Origin of the sequence: Segatella baroniae B14, from assembly GCF_022024235.1 — a bacterium.
Classification (GTDB): domain Bacteria; phylum Bacteroidota; class Bacteroidia; order Bacteroidales; family Bacteroidaceae; genus Prevotella; species Prevotella bryantii.
Map to the genome: position 1 here is coordinate 1452795 of NZ_CP091799.1, position 19379 is coordinate 1472173.

Annotated in this window: 8 protein-coding genes; all 8 read right to left on the reverse strand. The window is 41.8% G+C overall.

The window, feature by feature from the left end; all coding sequences use genetic code 11:
* Positions 1-58: 58 nt before the first annotated feature.
* The 8 genes from L6469_RS06145 to L6469_RS06180 all read right to left on the reverse strand — a co-directional run bounded on the left by L6469_RS06145 (position 59) and on the right by L6469_RS06180 (position 18768).
* On the reverse strand, positions 59-2962 hold the full coding sequence (locus L6469_RS06145; RefSeq protein WP_039870313.1) for a TIM-barrel domain-containing protein: 2904 nt from the start codon (positions 2960-2962) through the stop codon (positions 59-61).
* A gap of 87 nt (positions 2963-3049) precedes the next feature.
* Positions 3050-7150, reverse strand: coding sequence for a two-component regulator propeller domain-containing protein (locus tag L6469_RS06150; RefSeq protein ID WP_006282249.1), 4101 nt, complete (start codon positions 7148-7150; stop codon positions 3050-3052).
* A gap of 110 nt (positions 7151-7260) precedes the next feature.
* Entirely contained in the window at positions 7261-7917 is a 657-nt protein-coding gene (locus tag L6469_RS06155; protein ID WP_039870311.1) for a GIN domain-containing protein, read from the reverse strand.
* 138 nt (positions 7918-8055) lie between these two features.
* Positions 8056-9798, reverse strand: a complete 1743-nt coding sequence (locus tag L6469_RS06160) for a cellulase family glycosylhydrolase (protein ID WP_223918685.1) — start codon at positions 9796-9798, stop codon at positions 8056-8058.
* Between the two features lie 19 nt (positions 9799-9817).
* Complete coding sequence (locus L6469_RS06165) at positions 9818-11965, reverse strand: hypothetical protein (RefSeq protein WP_223918684.1); 2148 nt, start codon at positions 11963-11965, stop codon at positions 9818-9820.
* Between the two features lie 21 nt (positions 11966-11986).
* The gene (locus L6469_RS06170) at positions 11987-13849 is read right to left on the reverse strand and encodes a hypothetical protein (protein WP_039871202.1); all 1863 of its coding nucleotides are present in this window, start codon (positions 13847-13849) and stop codon (positions 11987-11989) included.
* Positions 13850-13895: 46 nt separating this feature from the next.
* Positions 13896-15590 (reverse strand): RagB/SusD family nutrient uptake outer membrane protein, encoded by a 1695-nt coding sequence (locus L6469_RS06175; RefSeq protein ID WP_006283569.1) that lies wholly within the window; start codon positions 15588-15590, stop codon positions 13896-13898.
* A 19-nt stretch (positions 15591-15609) separates the two neighbouring features.
* On the reverse strand, positions 15610-18768 hold the full coding sequence (locus L6469_RS06180) for a SusC/RagA family TonB-linked outer membrane protein (RefSeq protein WP_027453022.1): 3159 nt from the start codon (positions 18766-18768) through the stop codon (positions 15610-15612).
* Positions 18769-19379 lie beyond the last annotated feature (611 nt).

Here is a 19379-nt window from a genome sequence, read left to right on the forward strand (position 1 = left end):
GTAATAAGAGCCGTAGCCTGGTAACAAGACTGATCATTCGGTCATAGGAAAAAGGATATTATAACTTGACCGTTACTGTTTTGCCTGTATACTTAACGACCTTACCGATGGCTTTATCCAAGTTGAAAGCGACTTTCTGGCCTGGCACACAGTATACTATCTTAAAGGTACGATTCTTCAACATACCGTAGAAATCGCCCTTGCGGTTACTTATCGTAAGCTGCTTGGCTGCATCATCGTAGCTGAAATCGATAGTGGCATACTTGCCCTTCTCATAGTTATAGTTGGTACCTTCATCTTCATAGAGGGTAAACTGACCGTTTTTACCGGCATAGACATAGAGGGTAATCTCTGAAGCCTTCTTCTGGTCAGACCATTCCATCTGTGGACCGTATGGCAAAATGGCACCTGCCGGTACAAAGACAGGGATACGCTCGTATGGAGCATCGGCTGTAATCGTCTGTCCACCATCATAATACGTGTTGGTATAAAGATCATACCAGCCGTTTTGCTTTGGCAGATATACCTGGCGACTACGAGCACCATACTGACTGACTGGGCATGCCATCAGGGCTGGACCAAACATCCACTGGTCTTTGATATCCAGTACCTGAGTATCCTGACCATAATCCATAACCAAGGCACGCATCATCGTATAATCTTTGAAATGGATGGCTCCATTGAGACTGTAGATATATGGCATCAGGCGATAACGCAAACGGTCATAGTATACGATAGACTTGTAAGCAGGATGATTGTCGGGCGCTATGTTCCAAGGTTCACGATAGAGCACTTGTCCGTGGGCACGATACAAAGGTACAAAGGCACCAAACTGGCTCCAGCGGGTCTGCAGTTCACGCCACTCTTTCAGGTCTGCATTCTTGCTATCATCCTTCTGACCGGAGTACCACACTGCCCCATAACGGTCTTCTGGTGTAAAACCGCCCTGGTCCATACCCCAAATCGGCAGACCGGCAAGACAGTAGTTAAGTCCGGCCGTCATCTGAGCACGCATATCCTCCCATCGGCAGGCGATATCTCCACTCCACGAAGCTGTACTATAACGCTGAAGACCAGCAAAACCACTTCGGGTAAGCAGAAATACACGGGTATCAGGCTTAACACTACGCTGTCCATGATAGATGGCATCGGCATTAACGATACTATATGCATTAAAATATTCTGTAGAAGAACCCAGATAAGTAGGGCCGCTAAGAGCCTTGCGATACCACATCGGAGTACAGTCGCGCACATTTGGCTCTGAGGCATCCATCCACCAGGAGTCTACACCATAATGATATTTCGTGTAAAGATTTTCATCCATCTGGCGCCAGAACATCTTACGCGCACCCGGTGCATAGGCATCATAGAAAGAACCCATAAAGCCGAGCCAGTCATAGATGCTGTCTTTTACAGCCTGATGATATATCCAACCATGAGCATCGAGCTCTTGATAGTTTTTGGTAGAACAATAGAACTTAGGCCATACACTGATCATAAAACGGCCGTGCATGGCATGAATACTATCGAGCATCGCCTGAGGATGAGGATAGCGACTTTTCTCAAACTCATGAGACCCCCAACTGTCAAGTTTCCAATAATTCCAGTCTTGTACGATATTGTCTATCGGGATATGGCGCTTGCGGAATTCACTCAATACATCCTCCATTTCGCCCGATGTCTTATACCGCTCACGACTCTGCCAGTAGCCTAAAGCCCACTTAGGATAGACTTGGGCTTTGCCCGTAAGGGTACGATATCCAGAGATGACTTGGTCGAGATTATCACCGGCAATAAAGTAATAATCCATATCACGACTCATCTCACTCCAAATACGCAGTTTGCTCTGTTCCTCTTCGCTCTGAGGCACAGCAGCACGAAGTCCACAATAAGACACATCACCGTCAGGATACCAATCGATGAGTATCTTGGAACGTTTACCCTGCTTTAATGGAGCCTCAAACTTGAAAGAGTTAGGGTTCCAGGCTGTACGCCAACGCTCTGCTACCACTTCCTTACCATCAATATATACCTTCATATAACCCGCATAGTAAAGGATAAAGCGGTATAAGTTATCGACCGGCGATTCTAAGTAGCCTTCATAGGTAACATGAGCCCCTTTCAGTTTGAAACCTTGAGGAAGATGGCCTATCGTCTCTGAATTTTCAAAATAGATACTGTCTTCCTGTCGTACCAGCGTCTTACCTTCGCTATCGGTATAGGTACCCGTAAGACTACCCTTTACTCCGTCTTTATTATATAGCGTAAAGGCACGATGAAGCTGCAGATAATCATTCGGATTACCAAAACGGCAATAACTGTAACTATCCCAAAGTATACCGTAATTCTTATTGCTCACTACAAACGGAACACTAATCTTGGTATTATACTGAAATAGGTCTTCGTTCTTGCCTTTCATATTGAGTTCTTCACTCTGATGCTGACCTAAACCATAGAAGGCCTCATCTTTAGGACTATCGAAGACAGCCTGCCACGTCCATCCATTCCGCTGCGCTTCAGTCAGTTTACCCACACCTATCTCACGCTCCGGTACTGTAAAAGGAGTAAAGGTCTTACCCTGCTTAGCATCTTCTGCAAGATACTGTTTCGTTCCATCAGCACTGTAGAAAGAAACCCTACCGGTAGCTTCGTCCAACCTGGCAAGTACTTTATCTGTTTTCACCATAACGATACCATTCTCTTCTGATACCTGATAATGGGTAAACGGACGCTGAGGAACAATCATCAGACTATTCTTCTGTGGAAATGCTTGTTCTGCTGTAGACTCTACCCTGATAATATGGTCGCTTACAACCTGAAGACGAACGAAAGAGGGGCCACGGTCTACATGATGCTGTAATTGTACTGTGATAAAATTACCATTCTGAGTGTAGCCTGCAGCCAAGGCAGCTGATGCACTCATAGATAAAATGGTAGATAAGATTGTTCGGGTTATTTTCATTGTTTTCATTAAAATATTAGCGGTACAAAGGTACTACTAATTGTAATTTATAGTATGATAATATGTTTCCAATAAAGGTATGAAATGTTAATTTCCGCGGTGTTTCTTGTACTGTGAAGGAGTCTGTCCGTAGGCTTCGGCAAAATATTTCGAAAAATATCGTGGATTATTAAACCCTGTATGATATGCTATTTCGCTAACGGTAAGTTCTCCCTTTAACAAGAGTTTTTCTGCAGCTTCCAATCGTTTGGCTCTAATGTATTCTGAAGGCGTGCTACCCGTAAGAGGTACCATTCGCTTATACAACTGTACACGAGACATCGCCACTTCCTGACTCAATACTTCTACGGATAAATCCGGATCATCCAGATGGTCATGAATATATCGGTCTACTTTGGTCAGAAGCTTACGATCTGATTCAGAGATACAAGGTGTCGATATCGCATCTGCTCCTATCGCCTCCATATCGCCATTTCCCTTAGTATGATGATTCTGACGACTGGCCCACGTCATGAGATTAGCCATACGGAGTCTGAGCAAATCCATGCTGAATGGTTTGGTGATATAATCATCTGCACCATGCTCCAAGCCTTCTATTTTCTGTAGCATCGTGAGTCGGGCTGTCAACATAATAACGGGGATATTAGCGGTTGCAGGATTACCCTTCAACAGTCGACAGAACTCATTACCGTCCATAACAGGCATCATGACATCACTGAGGATAATATGCGGTCTATGCTCTGCTATCTTTTCCAAAGCTACCTTACCATTCTCAGCCTCTACGACTTCATAATGATCTGACAATTCCTCACGCATAAATTCCCGGAAATCGTCACTGTCATCAACAAGTAATACTACGGGCTTATGGGATAACTGCACCTGAGGAGTTTCTACCTTGATATGTTCCACAGGCTCTGCCACACTCGATATCATCGTATCTTGCAAACTGTCTGACATGTCTTCGGGCAAGCGTACAGGCAACTGGATGACAAAGATAGAACCACCTACCGGATTATCTTCTACATGAATAGTACCATCGTGCATCTCAACGTAGCGCTTGGTTATATTCAGACCGATACCACTTCCACCGGTAGGTTTCATCTCTGTTCCATTCACTTGATAGAAACTATTGAATATCTTATTTTTATCCTCGTCGCTGATACCTTTACCGGTGTCGGATACACGAATTTCTAGAGTATCCTGTTCGCCATCGCTACGCTTCATAACATGAAGCTGAACTGATACAAGACCTCCGTCAGGGGTAAATTTATAAGCGTTACTCAATAAATTATTGATAGATTTATTAATCTTATCGGAATCAAATTCCATGACAAGCTGCGGTTCGGCAGAGTAAAAAGACAACTGGATACTGTCATTGCCCAAAGAGTCGAATGAATCGCAGATATTCTTAATAAACGAAACGATATCGCCACTGAGCAAATTTAATGTTTCCTTATTCTTATCCAACTTACGGAAGTCTAATATCTGATTCACCAAGGTAAGCAGTCGCTCAGCATTACGATGAATCAACTTTAGCTTATAGCGCTTGTCTTCATCTTCCTCCTTCTTGATCATAGAAGCCAATGGCGATATTATCAGAGTCAACGGAGTACGAAGTTCATGGCTGATATTGGTAAAGAAATTAAGTTTCAGCTCGTTCAACTGCTTATCCTTGAGTGCATTTTCCTCTAAACGACGTTCTCTAAAGGCAGCCTGTTGTACGCTTCGTTCATGATTACGATAATAGAGGAATCCTAAAATCAACAAGACGACATAACACAGAATAGCCCAGATAGAAAGATAGAACGGAGGCTCTACTACAATCTCCAGTTGGCTCACGTTATCGCTGATGGTACCATCAGCATTGACCACCTTTATCTCAAGGATATAGTGCCCGTAAGATAGGTTCGTAAAGGTAATACTTGGCTTATCTTCTGGTGTCATCAACCATTCCTCTGCCCCCTTATTCAGACGATATAAGAATCGGCTACGCGATGGCAAAGTCACTTCGTTGGATGCCAAGAGAATAGTAAAGTCGCTCTCATTGCTCTGCAACTCTACCTTACGCGACTTATCAAGTATTTCGCTCAAGACAACACGCCCATTAAATTTTTCACCAACCGACAACGGATGCCCCAAAAGAATAAGTCCGCTAAAGATAACCTTAGGGTTACTTTTTTTAGAACTGATTCTCTTTGGTTGAATGATATTGATACCATCCTGGCCACCCACAACAATCTCTCCCTTACGAGTAATCAGTACCGAGCGCTCATTAAACTGTCGGGTCTGTAAACCATCTAACGAGCTATACGATATGCTGGATAATTCATAACCATGACGACCTGCTGATGGGGTAACACAAGTAATCTGATGATCATAGACCACCCAGACACGATGCTGTAAATCTTCTATAACCGAACAACCTGTACCATGATGATTACTCTTTCCATTGACTACTTCGAGCTGATTATGAAGAGGATGATACATCGTAACGCCCGACGGAGTTGCCATCCATATCATACCACGACTATCCTCGATAATACTCGTAACAGAGGGACTCAAGAATGAACGACCATCTGATGTACTCTTGATATTCGTAAACTTACCTTTGGCTACGTTAAATATCGAATAATGAAGGGAATGGCCTATAAGTATCTGCCCATTTTGCATGAGGCAAAGATCAAAAACATAGTTTGATGGAAGTTCACTATTGTCGGTATTATAAGTAGTAAACCGGTCTGTCTTCGGGTTATACACCTGCACACCTCCACCCAATGTTCCGATAATAACATTTCCGCGCTGGTCTTCTTCTAAACACCACACATTATCGTTTGATAATCCACCACTCCCCTTCCGTGAACGAAATACTTTCCACTGTCCATGGCTATATCTCACCATACCACCATTATAAGTGCCAAAATACATAGAACCGTCTGAAGCCATCAAAGAACTGACGATTACTTCAGAACCCAAACCGGTAATCGAAGAAGAAAAATTCTGAACTGTACCCGTTACTCGATTGTAAGCCACAATACCCTTATCATTGGTTCCACACCATAACACTCCATTTTTATCCTCACATATCGTGCAGATATCACCTAAATAAATTGTAGAGAATAAGGATGAATGTGGTGAATAAAAACCGACACCATTCTTATAGGCTCCCAACCATACAGAACCTAAATTATCTATATAAATCTTATGTAATGTGTTATCAGGCACACAACCCTGCTGGTTTCTCTGATAAGTATAATTAGAGAAGGTAGATGTTTTCCAGTCGATAACAAATAAGCCTTGATGGTCTGTTGCAATCCAGGTACGTCCATAATCATCTTCTTGTACATCGTGCACTAAAATATTCTCACGGCCTATCTTGATGCCTTTTGATATCAGGTATGTATTGCATCCTTCATACCACTTTTTATCCTGGGCACTATAGACAAAGGTGATATCGTCTGCTATTACCCAATAATTGCTATGCTTGTCTACGATTAATTTATATCCCGCATGATTCTTGAGATGCAAACTTGGATAACGCTTAATCCACTTGACTCGCCCAAGCAAACCATCAATAGACATCAATGTTCCGTCCTTATAAACGGCTATCAGTCTGCCGTTCACATCTTGCATACTGGTTATTTCTCCTTTGGGTATCACTCTTACGCCAGAACCTCCCTGGGAGAAATAAACATGTTTACCCGTCTTGGCATGATAGAAATATACCCCCTTGCCATAGATAGAAAACCACATATTCTTCTGACTGTCGATATATACTTTGTCAGGATAATCCTTCTTCATACCATGCTTCTGCATCCAAACATCGATATGAACATCAAAGGTCTCTGTCAGGTAATCATAGATACAATATCCCATAGAGGTATGCACCCATAAATTATCTTCTGCATCTTGCTGAATACCGTCTACAAAGTTATTAGGAAGAGAACTTTTGTCGTTGCTGTCAAAAAAGAAGTTCTTAAATCGAAAACCGTCATAACGGTCTAAACCAGACTGAGTGGCAAACCACATAAAGCCATTGTGATCTTTCAATATATCATTAACCTGAGAATTACTCAATCCATCACGACTTTCCAAGGTATGAAACTGCATATCCTGCAAAAGAGCGCATACTGGCATATTCTGCAAAATCATCCATACTATAATAAGAAAAATTCTTAAACGTTTATTCATGGTTATTCCTGGTTACTTCTTCAAGATGCGATGAAAATATTTTTCTCTACAAAAATAAAATAAATATATTAAACTAAAAAATAAAACTATACAATTTTAAACCATGGTAGTTAGGATTGATGCAACTGTTGGGTGTCAACTCGCTTATGATCACCATCGAAATGATAAAAGTGAGTTTTCCCTCTCAACTGAATATGTTCTGCGCGCTTTGCTGATAAAAATAGCCGATGACAATCTACATGTAAATTGGTAAACATGACATCGTTAACATCACCAACGATCTCGTGCATTTGCATACAGGCATTCAAATGGGCTACATTCACACCAGACAGGTTTACTCGAAGTGATTTACCAACGAGAGGTTTGCCATGCACCAACACTTGTCCTGCATCACATACACAAATTTCATCCAATGCAGGAGCCTTGATTCTGACGTGCATCTGTCTATGCTGTTTATCGTTCTGCTGCAGATAGCCTATATGTAGTACACCATCGGTTACCTGACTACTATTCTGATTAACCACCGACTGAATTCCTTCTACTTGTACATCGCATGCCGGACCAACCTCTATATCTACTGTCGATACATGACTGACTGATACCCCATGAAAGGCTTCCACCGGACAAGTCTGATGAGTAACAATCGTATCTGTGGAAGAAGGCTGATAATCAGACTTTAATACGGGGCGATTAGGGTGACTGCACGATAAAGCCACCCAAAAAATAACACTACTTAGAAGAAATTTATATACATTGTACATCTTCATATTCTTGAGGAACGTTACATAGCAAAAACTATTATATACATAACGAAAGCTGTGAAAAAGTAGTATACCCTCTCACAGCTTTTTCTAATTTATCCTATACTTGAATCGTCGGAATATTTCTACCTGATATCTTCCCGATTAATAGGGCCACTGAGCTGCAGCAACACCCTCTGTAATACCAGTCATTGCAGGCGTATTCCACACAGACAATCCGGTACGGTTAATAATAGACATATTAGGGTAACTGACTACATTAATATCCCATGCAAACGGAACGATACCACAATTACCAGCATTCTCTACTACAGACTTAAAGAAACGACGAATTGCATCATTATGACTTTCGGTATTTTCCTGCCAGTTAGCACCGTATTCACCGATAACTACTGGAATATCATGATTTACAAACTTCGTCTTCAAACTCTCAAAAGACGTCTTCACTGAAGCATCGGCATTCCAGTCTTTAGTAGCATTACTACCACAAAAATCCCATGGTTCATAATAATGTACCTCTACCATTAGTTTACCATTCTCTGTATCCGTTGGCAAATTAAAATAGTTTACGGTAGAACTGATATTAGTAGAAGGTCCTTGAACGATAAGTACACGCTTGGCATTATTTCCACCCGTAGCACGGACAGCATCTACAAAGGCCTGATTATAACGCTCCAAAATTGGAGTCAGCTCACTATGACGAGTACTAAACAAGCTATATTCCTGGAAAGGTTCGTTAAGACCGGCAAACATGAGATACTCATTATAATCTTTAAAATATGTGGCAATATTGGTCCACAACTTCTTGAGCTTATTCACTTTATCTGCAATAATCGTCTCATCAACAGCTTCATAAGAACTACTTGTCTTACTGAAACCCTCTACCTCGATCCAGCCACCATCCCAGTGATCATTGATAAATACATAAAGACCATCAGAGATACAATAATCTACAATTTCCTTGACACGGGCAAGCCATGCGGGATCTATCGTCATATTTTCAGCATCAGTAATATGACCCATTACCCAAGAGGTAGGAATACGAACACTCTTAAACCCTTGAGCTTTAACAAAATCGATTAAGGCTTTCGTAGTCTGGGTAGACTGCCATGCCGTTTCAGCCCCTAATCCACCTGCATTGGTGAAATTATTGGCCATATCACCAGCTTCCATGGTATTACCAAGATTCCATCCTGGATACATGGCCTTGGCCAACTCTTTGGCTGTGCGGTCCATATTGGCCTCTACCTGCCCTGCAGCCTGGTTTACAGTAACAGACTCGACGATATCACCTCTTGTAAATGATATCTGGCCTGTACGCGCCAAAGGTGATATATTAGCCTCTATCGTAAATACCTCTTCATAATCCTGCATATTGGCACGCGTAGAATTATCAGCCTGAGCTATCCACGAAGGTGTAGTTACATCATATTCTCCATTGGCCTTGAGTTTAACCGTGATAGATCCGCCATCAGCAGAAACTTCAAAACTGGCTGTCTCGATAATTAACCCCTCGGTAGATACTTGGTTGACAGGAACTGTAACCTGTTCACTACCTGATGATACACTGATAGATGCTGTGCGATCATTTGTATCAGTATTGGTAGCAGCAGCAACCTTATACTTATACACACGGGCAGAATTAGATAAATCCTGCGAAACCACAAGCCAACTCTGATCGGATAATACGACTGGCTGCGTAGGCGATTCAACATATAGATACGTCTCTCCACCTGTTTTTGAAAATTGCAGAGCAGACTTAGACACTTGAAACGAAGTCGAAATACCTCCGCCACTTATCGTCTCTTCTTTTGAACATGATACCAAGCTAATCATGGTAAAAACCATGACTAGCATAGATACTATAGATAATCTTTTTTTCATCATACTTCCCTTTCTTTCATCGCTACTTGCTTATACCTGGGCAAGTAACGCTATTAATCTTAACACTAACCTGAGTTGGATCGATGAGATCTTTCCAGAGATCATAGAGTTCGATGGTCCATACCACTGCTCCTTCTGCATGCGCATTGAGTGTAGCAAACACTTCGTAGGTTCCATCGCCTGTAACGATAGCACGTCCAAACTCAGAGCCACCCCAGTAAGAAGGGCTCCAGCTTGCTGCTGCATAAGAAAGTTCTGTACGATATGCGTTTGAAGCATTTGACTTGAGATTACCATCAATACCTGTAATCGTAAAGTTTACTATCATATTGCCTTCAAAAGACAGTGAAGAAGCATTTACACCGGCACTCTTTGTTGAACCATATTCGTTGTATATTTCAATACGACCATTAGTGTTATCACCATCCTTGTTAATAAATACCGTATTCGAATAGTCCATAACATAAAGTGGATCTATATCAAACTTAATGCTATTAATCTCAACACTCACCTTAGAAACATCTGCCACGTCGTTTGCCAGATTATTGATGTCTACACAGAATACAGCAGCTCCTTCTGCAGCAGAACTCGTTTCCATCCATACGGTATAAGTTCCATCACCTGTAACATTTGCATCATACTTGTCACCCGTCAAGCTACTCCAACGGCTTGGGCTCCAGCTTGCTGAAGCGTATTCCAAACCCGCAATATTGCTATGACCATCATTAGTACCATTCTTATAGTTATCATGAAGACCCTTGATGGTGAAAGTAATAGCCATGTTCTTAGAAAACTTAATCATAGAAGGAGTAATACCTGGATGATTAGCGGTACTACCATACTGATTATAGATTTCGACACGAATTCTGCCATTATTCTCCAAATCGCCAATAACCAGTTTGCTATTATCGACCGATAACTCTGGAGACCTGCGGACTGAACGGATAGCCAAGCCCAAAGAACGCTTGGAAACTCCTGTTGATGCTGCCCCATTGGTAATGTTAAGAGTCTGACTGTAATCAGTAGCAGGAGCATAAATAGAGCCCGACCATAACAAGCCCTGAGCACCCTCTCCTACTATAGACTGTCCGTCACGATAACCACCATAAGGGATAAAGATACTGTTGCCGTTAGACTTTGACGTGAAACGAACACCGTTAACACCATTTACCGTTTCTTCCTTCTGAGTGGTTCCTGATACGAGTTCTGCCATCTGTTCTTGGGTAGGAAGTGCACTCTGCATGAGTGCATCTCCATCAATATCTATCTGATGCAGAATGTCCTGGTCTGTTCCTGCTATATCAGTGGCTACAGAATAGTCTGTAAGATAGGTACTGACATTGCTGCCAGTTAAATCGCCATAACCAAGGTGTACACCTGACTCTTCTTCTGCCTCAGCACCTAAGTTATACTGCGCCCAAAGTACAGATAACCCTAAATCTACATAAGGCATCTCTTGTTGAGCTGTGGTAAAGCTCAGTGTATCGCCATATACGTAACCATCGCCCAACTGGAAGTAGGATGTATAATAATAGGTTGTGCCTGGCAACAAACCCTGTACAGACTTACTGACATGATTAGAAGAGGCTACGATAGGATAATCATATCCATCGCTTAGATGAGCCTTATCTGTAGAAATCTTAAAACCATAGTTCATCTCACTCTCGCCTTCTATCATGATACCGTCAAGTCCCTGGGTCTGAGCACCGAGTGTAGCCTTGGTCGCAGTAATATCTGTAGCACCAATGGTCGCTATCTTGGCATCTGTCGCCACAAAACTCTTCACCTCACCATACTTAGTCACTATGCCTTGCAATGTGGCATAGGTAGAATAATAGTAGGTATGACCTTTAGTAAGCCCCTTCAACTGAGTGGTAACTGTACCCGTAGAATCAATACTGCCAGCTGTTTTGGTGCCAGCTGTAGTAGGATCAGGATTTTCACCATATACCACACCTACACTATATGCATCAGAGTTTTGCTTGGAAAGATCCAACACCTTTCCCTTTAACTCTGCAGAAACAGCTGTGACTACAGCATCACCTGTTTCTATCGTAGTAATAATATTACCCGTGGCTGCACTGTACTCATCATCATCACTACAACCCGATAGTGTGATTGTACATCCTGCCAGAAGCAGTCCACCTGCTATATATCTAAATTTCATCATGTCAGAATATTAAAGTTATTATTAATTACGTTTAGCACCAGCCTCAGTAGGTTCCATCTTATTTTCACCGGTATCATAAGTTACATGTACTGTTACCTCGATACTGCTTGTAAAGCTAAACTTCGATGCTTCATCGGCGGTTTTACCCCATGGATTAACGATATAACGACGAACTGTAGAATGGTCTCCGTCGGCTGTACCACGGTCGATAGTGGCATCATCAAATGAGATCTCATTACCATCTACCTTGATGCTCTTGATTATAACATCGCAATTGTTATTATCTGCATAGAGCTTGGCAATATCCAGATAAATACCATAAGGCTCACTGTTTGCACCATTGATGGTGAAGGTGTAGTCGCCATCTCCCGTAATAAAGACATCAGAACTGCTCAAAGTAACGGCAAAACCTGTACTGAAATAGTTTAAGACACCCTTATATTTCTTCACGGTTGCTCCTGCAGTCTGAGCTTTCCAGTGATAGCCCTGATATTGGAAGAGGTTACCCTGGTCATCAATACACTGCTTACCTAACCATACGCTCTTGAGCGACCCCGTATAGTCGTCTTTGGTTACAGACATGATACGTAGTGTATTATCAGCATTGGTACTCATATTATAGTTAGCACCAAGACTTGTATTGCCCAATCCATTGCTGAATGTAAAGATACCATTATCATCCAAAGTGTAAGTACCCGTTATGGCACTACCATCAGGAGCCGTGTAGGTATAAGTATTGGTAGCATCTGTACCACCATAATAAAGTACTAAAGTTGCATCTTCTATACCATCGTTTGCAGAAAGAGTTGCGTCTTTCACACTACCATCCAGATTGCAATAGCCGAAGGCAAAACCATCTTCATCGCCATCCTCTGCCAACTTAAAGGTTATCTCGCGATTGGTAGGATTCTGTATCAAACTTCTCCAGCCTTCCATTAAAGTAGGAGTTACTGGTGTCTCGTCAACAACAGGTTTCCAGTTATCCCAGTAATCCTGAGAACAGAAATTGTAACAAAGCAGACATGGTCCTTCTGATGAATTATCACGAAGTGCAGCTATCTGCAGACGGTCATCATCCAAGCCCATCAGCTTCAGACTTTTGCTCCAGTTGGTAACAACACCATCATGACCGGAGTTGTGAAGAAGTTCTGCATCTGACAAAGTGATGGTATGATTGTCGGTGTCGAGCATATAGGTACCTCTCCACTCTTCGCCAGTCTCGTTATTATGCACTGTGACATGAGCACCACCAATAAGATCGAAGGTCATATAACCATAATCCATGGCTGTCATAACCCATCCGTTACCAGCTATATCAGGAGTCCAGTTCCAGTGGTCACCGGCACTTGCAGTCTGACCAAGGAAACAAGTGCTCCAATCATCATCTACACCCCAAAAACCTAACGGACCTGCCCAAAGATCAGAATGTCTGGTAAGAGCATTGGCATCTATATCGAGTTTCCACGTCTTCGACTTACCTACTCCACCACTGATATAAGTCCACAGCGGATCGTCTACAAACTCAGAGCAAAAGTCTTCCACTGTGAAATCGGCGTAAGGCCCCCAAAGGAAACCTCCACGGGTAGTGACACCGATACGAGCCTGATACTCACCATTAAAAGGAATCTTCAACGTAGCCGAATTAGCCTGGAATCGTCCCTGAGGAGTATCAAAGGTAACCGCATAGTTACTTGGTAACAAACTCTTCAGATAGATAATGTTCGGGTTATTACTATCGTGTGTGATGGTATAGGCAATACCTTCAACCAAATCATCTGATGATAAATCTTTTTCGCCCAATGCGTATTCATCTGGTGAACACCCTGTCATGAAAGCCATCATGACAACGGCCAGGAGCGAATATATATATTTCGTTATTTTCATTGTCTTAGATTCTAAAATCGTATTTGATTATTACGTGATGTCATGATTACCAACCTTGATTTTGCTTCAGCACATTATTACTGAGTGTAATCTGCTCAAGTGGTATCTGACAGAAGCCACGCTTCTTAATGACATTCTGGGTAGTGATAACAATATTGTCCTTTACACCACCGCTGAGCACAGTCGTATTGCTTTCTGCTATCTGACTTGCTGCTGTTTCAAGTCCCTGGCGCAGTTCATCCCAATATCGGATACCCTCAAAAGCGAATTCTTTCTTTCGTTCATTCCAGATATTTTCTCGAGTAGCAGAGAGATCGATGTAATTGCTGCTCAGATTACCTTCATCGTCTGTATAGGCACGTTTACGTACTTCGTCAAAATAAGTCTCGGCATTAGTACTGCCCAATTCTGCAGCCATCAGCAGTACATCAGCATAACGCACGAGTACCCAATCTTGATACTGAGAAATCTGGAAATCACCGGCAGCATCTCCATCTGTATAGTGCGTAAGGTTTCCATTCTGATACTTACTCAGCGGTGTATACTTCTTGATCGCATAACCTGTGTATTCACGCTGGTCGCTGATATAGTTGTCTTCATAGCCATCTAATGACGCACAGTCTATGATAGAAGCCTGTCGGCGCGAATCGCCTGGACCATAAGCAGAAGCAAGTTTGGTATTCACGGTCATAGCTCCCCATCCCTGACCGTATCGCTCATATACACAACTTCCGGTACGCAGGCCACTCATTACGATAAAACGGTTACCGTCATTATTACCATTATAATCGGCTGTATAATTGAATTTCATAGAGAGTACAGTCTCAGCATTGCCATTACCTGCGTATGTACTTGCTGTATTAACCCAATTACCTTCGTAATTCTTGGTATCACTAGAAGCTGGCCACAAATCCTTGAATCGAGGTATCAAAGCAAACTCACCGCTGTTAATAATATCCTCACAAGCAGCAAGAGCCTCCTGCTTGGTAAGCATGCCGACTACACTACCCCCCTGATTATTGTTGTAATAACCATCATAGAACAAATATAAACGTGCCAATATGGCCTCTGCCGCATATTTGGTAACATGACCATCGTTAGTAGCAGCTTCAGACTTTGGATATGCATTGGCAGGAATCATACTGATAGCCTGCTTCAGATCGCTGATACATTGAGCATAAACCGAATCGGGTGTAGCCTGAGGCACGTTTTCACTAGTGGCATGTATGACAAGTGGTATATTCTCCCAAATACGCAGCAAATCGAAATAACAAAAGGCACGAAGAGCGTAAGCCTCACCTAAATATTGATCTCTGAGTTTTTCATCAGTCCATGTTATACCTTCTGACTTATCAATCAGCTCATTACAGCGGAATATAGCTGTATAATAAGAAGTCCATAACTGATTGTGCATATTCGTATACGATGGTGACTGGTTCATGTCAAAACGATCGATAATCTGCGTATTACGACCATCGTTGTTTCCTGTTCCGCCAAAACACTCATCACTCATGGTTTCTGTTAACTGATATAGAGTAAATGTTGGTCCGTCACTTACAGTACGCTGCCAGCCATCATAGCAAGCATATAGAGCGCGTAGACCATCTTCCTGCGATTTATAATAGTTGCCAGAATTTGACTCTGTTTTGGAATCCACATCCAGCCAACTGTCACTGCACGAAGTGAGACTGCCTAAAGACAGAAATCCCATTGCAGCTATTATAATATGATTTGTTTTCATTTGGTTTCCTCCATTAATATTAGAACTTAAGATTTACACCGACAAGGCAAGTACGTGGACGTGGATAATAACCCAAGTCTACACCTGATGCCCAGCTGTTTACGCCATATCCGATTTCAGGGTCCATACCGTCATACTTGGTAAAGGTAACTGCATTCTGAACTTGGAAGTAGAGACGAGCCTGAGAGAACCACTTCTGATGAAGCAGCTTTGCAAAATCATAGCCCAGCGTAATAGTGCTGATTCTCAGGAAACTGCCATCCTGAATAAAGAGGTCTGAGAATTGCCAGTTAATATTGCTCTCGGTTACACGTGGATACTTATTGGATGTACCCTCACCTGTCCAGCGCTGCAAAATGGCAGAAGTATAATTCGAGGTCTTATTACCAACATTACGATAGCTCTGTACGATATCGTTTCCTACCATACCATTAGCTTGAATGGAGAAATCGAGACCCTTCCAGTCAAAGCCTAAAGAAAAACCATAAGTAAAGTCTGGCATACCATTACCCAAGTCTACCTTATCTTCATCATTGATCTTACCATCATGGTTTACATCATAATATTTCACATCACCTGGCGCTACTGATGAACCTTGGAGAACACCATTTCCCGCAGCAATCCAATCATCGATATCCTGCTGATTCTGAAATATTCCAGCTGTCTTATAACCCCAGAAATAACCGATAGCATGTCCGTTTTCTGCACGATAGAATTCTGTCGAATTATCATAGAGTTGTCCATTACCATCTGTACCATGGATAATACCGTCTGCTGTCGGAATATTACCGACTTCGTTATGGTTATAAGCACCATTTACATTTACATAATAATGAAAATCTTTACCAATATTATCATTCCAGCTCAAACCGAGTTCTACACCAGTATTCTTTACATCACCTCCATTTATATAAGGAGCACCAGTACCTGCTGTGGCGAGTATCGGAGCCATAACAAGCCAGTCTTTGGTGGTCTTGTTATACCAGTCAAAATTAACATTCAACTTACCCTTGAGAAGCTGTGCATCAAAACCCAAATCCCACTGTTCTGAGGTTTCCCACTTAATCTCTGGGTTGGCCAGACGGCTTTCGTAGGCACCATAATATGCAGATTGCCCTTCGGCGCCTAAGGTTGTGCCAAAATTATAATAGGCATCAGAGGTAGTAATCGGAGATACCCACATCAGTTCACCGATATTCTGGTTACCTACCTGACCCCAACTAGCACGGAATTTAAAGTAATCGACTACAGAAGATATCGGTTTCCAGAATTTCTCGTTTGATAAAATCCAACCGGCACTGATAGATGGGAACCAACCCGTGCGATGCCCCTTGGCAAAACGTGAAGAAGAATCGGCACGAAGAGTAGCATTAACCATGTAAGTCTCTTTATAGTTCCAACCAAGACGACCGAAATAAGACAGTGTACGCTGGTTAACGGAAGGAGAACCACTGGCACTCAAACCATCATCAGCATTGGTAGCTGTACCATTGCTTACATAAGCATGGGTCCAATCTTCAAAACCACTCTTCAAATAAGCATTTCCTGCTCCAACTCCGACTCCTTCAAAACGCCAGCTCTCCATACCTAAAAGGGCATTAAAACTGTGCTCGCCTAATTTCCAGTCATAGGTTAAGGTATTAGTCCAAGTAATCTGCTGGTTCGTGCTTGAATTCTGACTTACACTCGTTTTGGTATCATTAAAACTGTAAATACTGAAATGATAAAGAGGAGTAAAACTACGATAATTAGAGGTATAGTTCTCATAACCCAAGGTAGTGCGGAATTTCAAGTTTTTAATCAATTCCAATTCGGCATAGGCATTAGCTGTAAGGCGAGAGGCATTGGTCTGATTATTAGTATTGGTCATCATCAAACCATAAGGGTTACCATCAGAATTAATCCATGCACTCTTGTCTGTCGCATTATAAGGTGAATCATAGTAAGTATTATCACTGTAAACTGGAGTAAATGGTGAGGTGTTAAATGCAGCTCTCAATGAATTATTATAGGCATTGCCCACCATAATACCCTTTGTCTTGGTATAAATATAACTTATCTGCTCGCCTACTCTGAGATATTTTTTTACTAACCAATCTGAGTTAACACGGAAATTGTAACGCTCATAATTACTTACATCTTTACCGCCTACAATACCTTCCTGGTCCATATAGCCTAAAGATACGGCATAGGTTCCAGAATTGGCTACACCACCCGTTACACCAACATTATAAGATTCTGTTTTGGCATTGCTCTTAAACATCTGGTCCACCCAGTCTGTATCGATAAGATTGCCAGCAGTATCGTATATTCCATATTGTTTTAGACTACCATCATCATTATAGGTGTCTACCAGACTACTCCAGTCATATGGATTCTTTCCAGAGTTGATAGCCTGTTCGTCCATAATCTCCTTATATTCTTGAGCATTAAGCATATCGATAGAACGAGCCTTATTCTGCCATCCTACATAACCGTCAAAGCTAACGACAGCACGCCCTTCCTTACCACTTTTGGTCGTAATCAGCACTACACCATTAGCAGACTGTGCACCATAAATAGCTGCAGATGCAGCATCTTTAAGCACATCGATACTCTCGATATCGGAAGGATTCAAGCTGGCGATATCACCTCGAATACCATCAACGATATATAATGGATCAGAGTTACCTATAGTACCCATACCACGGATATTTACCTTTAATCCACTTCCAGGTTGACCAGATTGCGAAATAATACTCATACCTGGAGTCTGACCTTGAAGTGCCTGGAGAGGATTAGAGGTGTTTAACTTGGCGATGTCATCACCCTTGATATCAATATTGGCACCAGTAACCAGTTTCTTTTTCTGAACACCGTAGCCAATAACAACCACACCTTCGAGTGAGTTGGCTTCATCCTCTAAAACGATGCGTAAATGATTGCCTGTTACTTTGACGTGTCGAGTGACAAAGCCAATATAACTGACAATAAGTGTTTGTCCATCATTAGCTTCAATAGAAAAATTACCATCAAGATCGGTGACAGTACCGGCTTGCGTTCCTTGCACTTTAACCGTTGCTCCAATCAGTGGTTCGTGGTCCGAAGCAGACACGACTGATCCGGTAACAGTCTTAGCGCTAAGACTTGAGGCAAACGACCATATCATTGCCATCAAAATTAGCATTGCTTTTTTCATAGAATTTAGTTATTAAAAATTATCGTTCATGGTATCTCTTTGTCAATTCGTCTTTTCTTCCCGTATAGCGGTTAGGAGATTATTATAGAGATTGTTTACGGTTTTACAAGACAAAATTACGAAAACAAAACCTATACAAAAGGTATAAAATGTTTCAAAATAAGGGTAAGTATGTTAAGTTATATGCCTTTTTCACCTTCTTTTATCGCATATTTTACTAAATCAACTGTATTTGACCATATTCAAGGTTAATAAACCCGCAGTATGTATGTGAGCATCTTCCATAACGGAATGCGAAATAGGTTCAATGATTGACTTCAACAACAACGTCCGGCCGCACATGAACATTGGTAACAAGAAGCCCATGGATGTGTACGAAGGCGAAGTGCCAGCCCAAAAAAAACTTTGGAAAAAAACATCTCTTCATTTTCTTTGATTAGTTACTGAGCATAAGTATACTCTTTACTAAACATAAGTATACTCTTTAGTGAGCATAAGTATACTCTTTACAGAACAAAAACATACCCTTTACTCCATAAAAACGAAGCGCTGCCATTTATCAAACAAATAATATAAATTACGACAAAGAATCGATTAGCTTTTTACCAAAT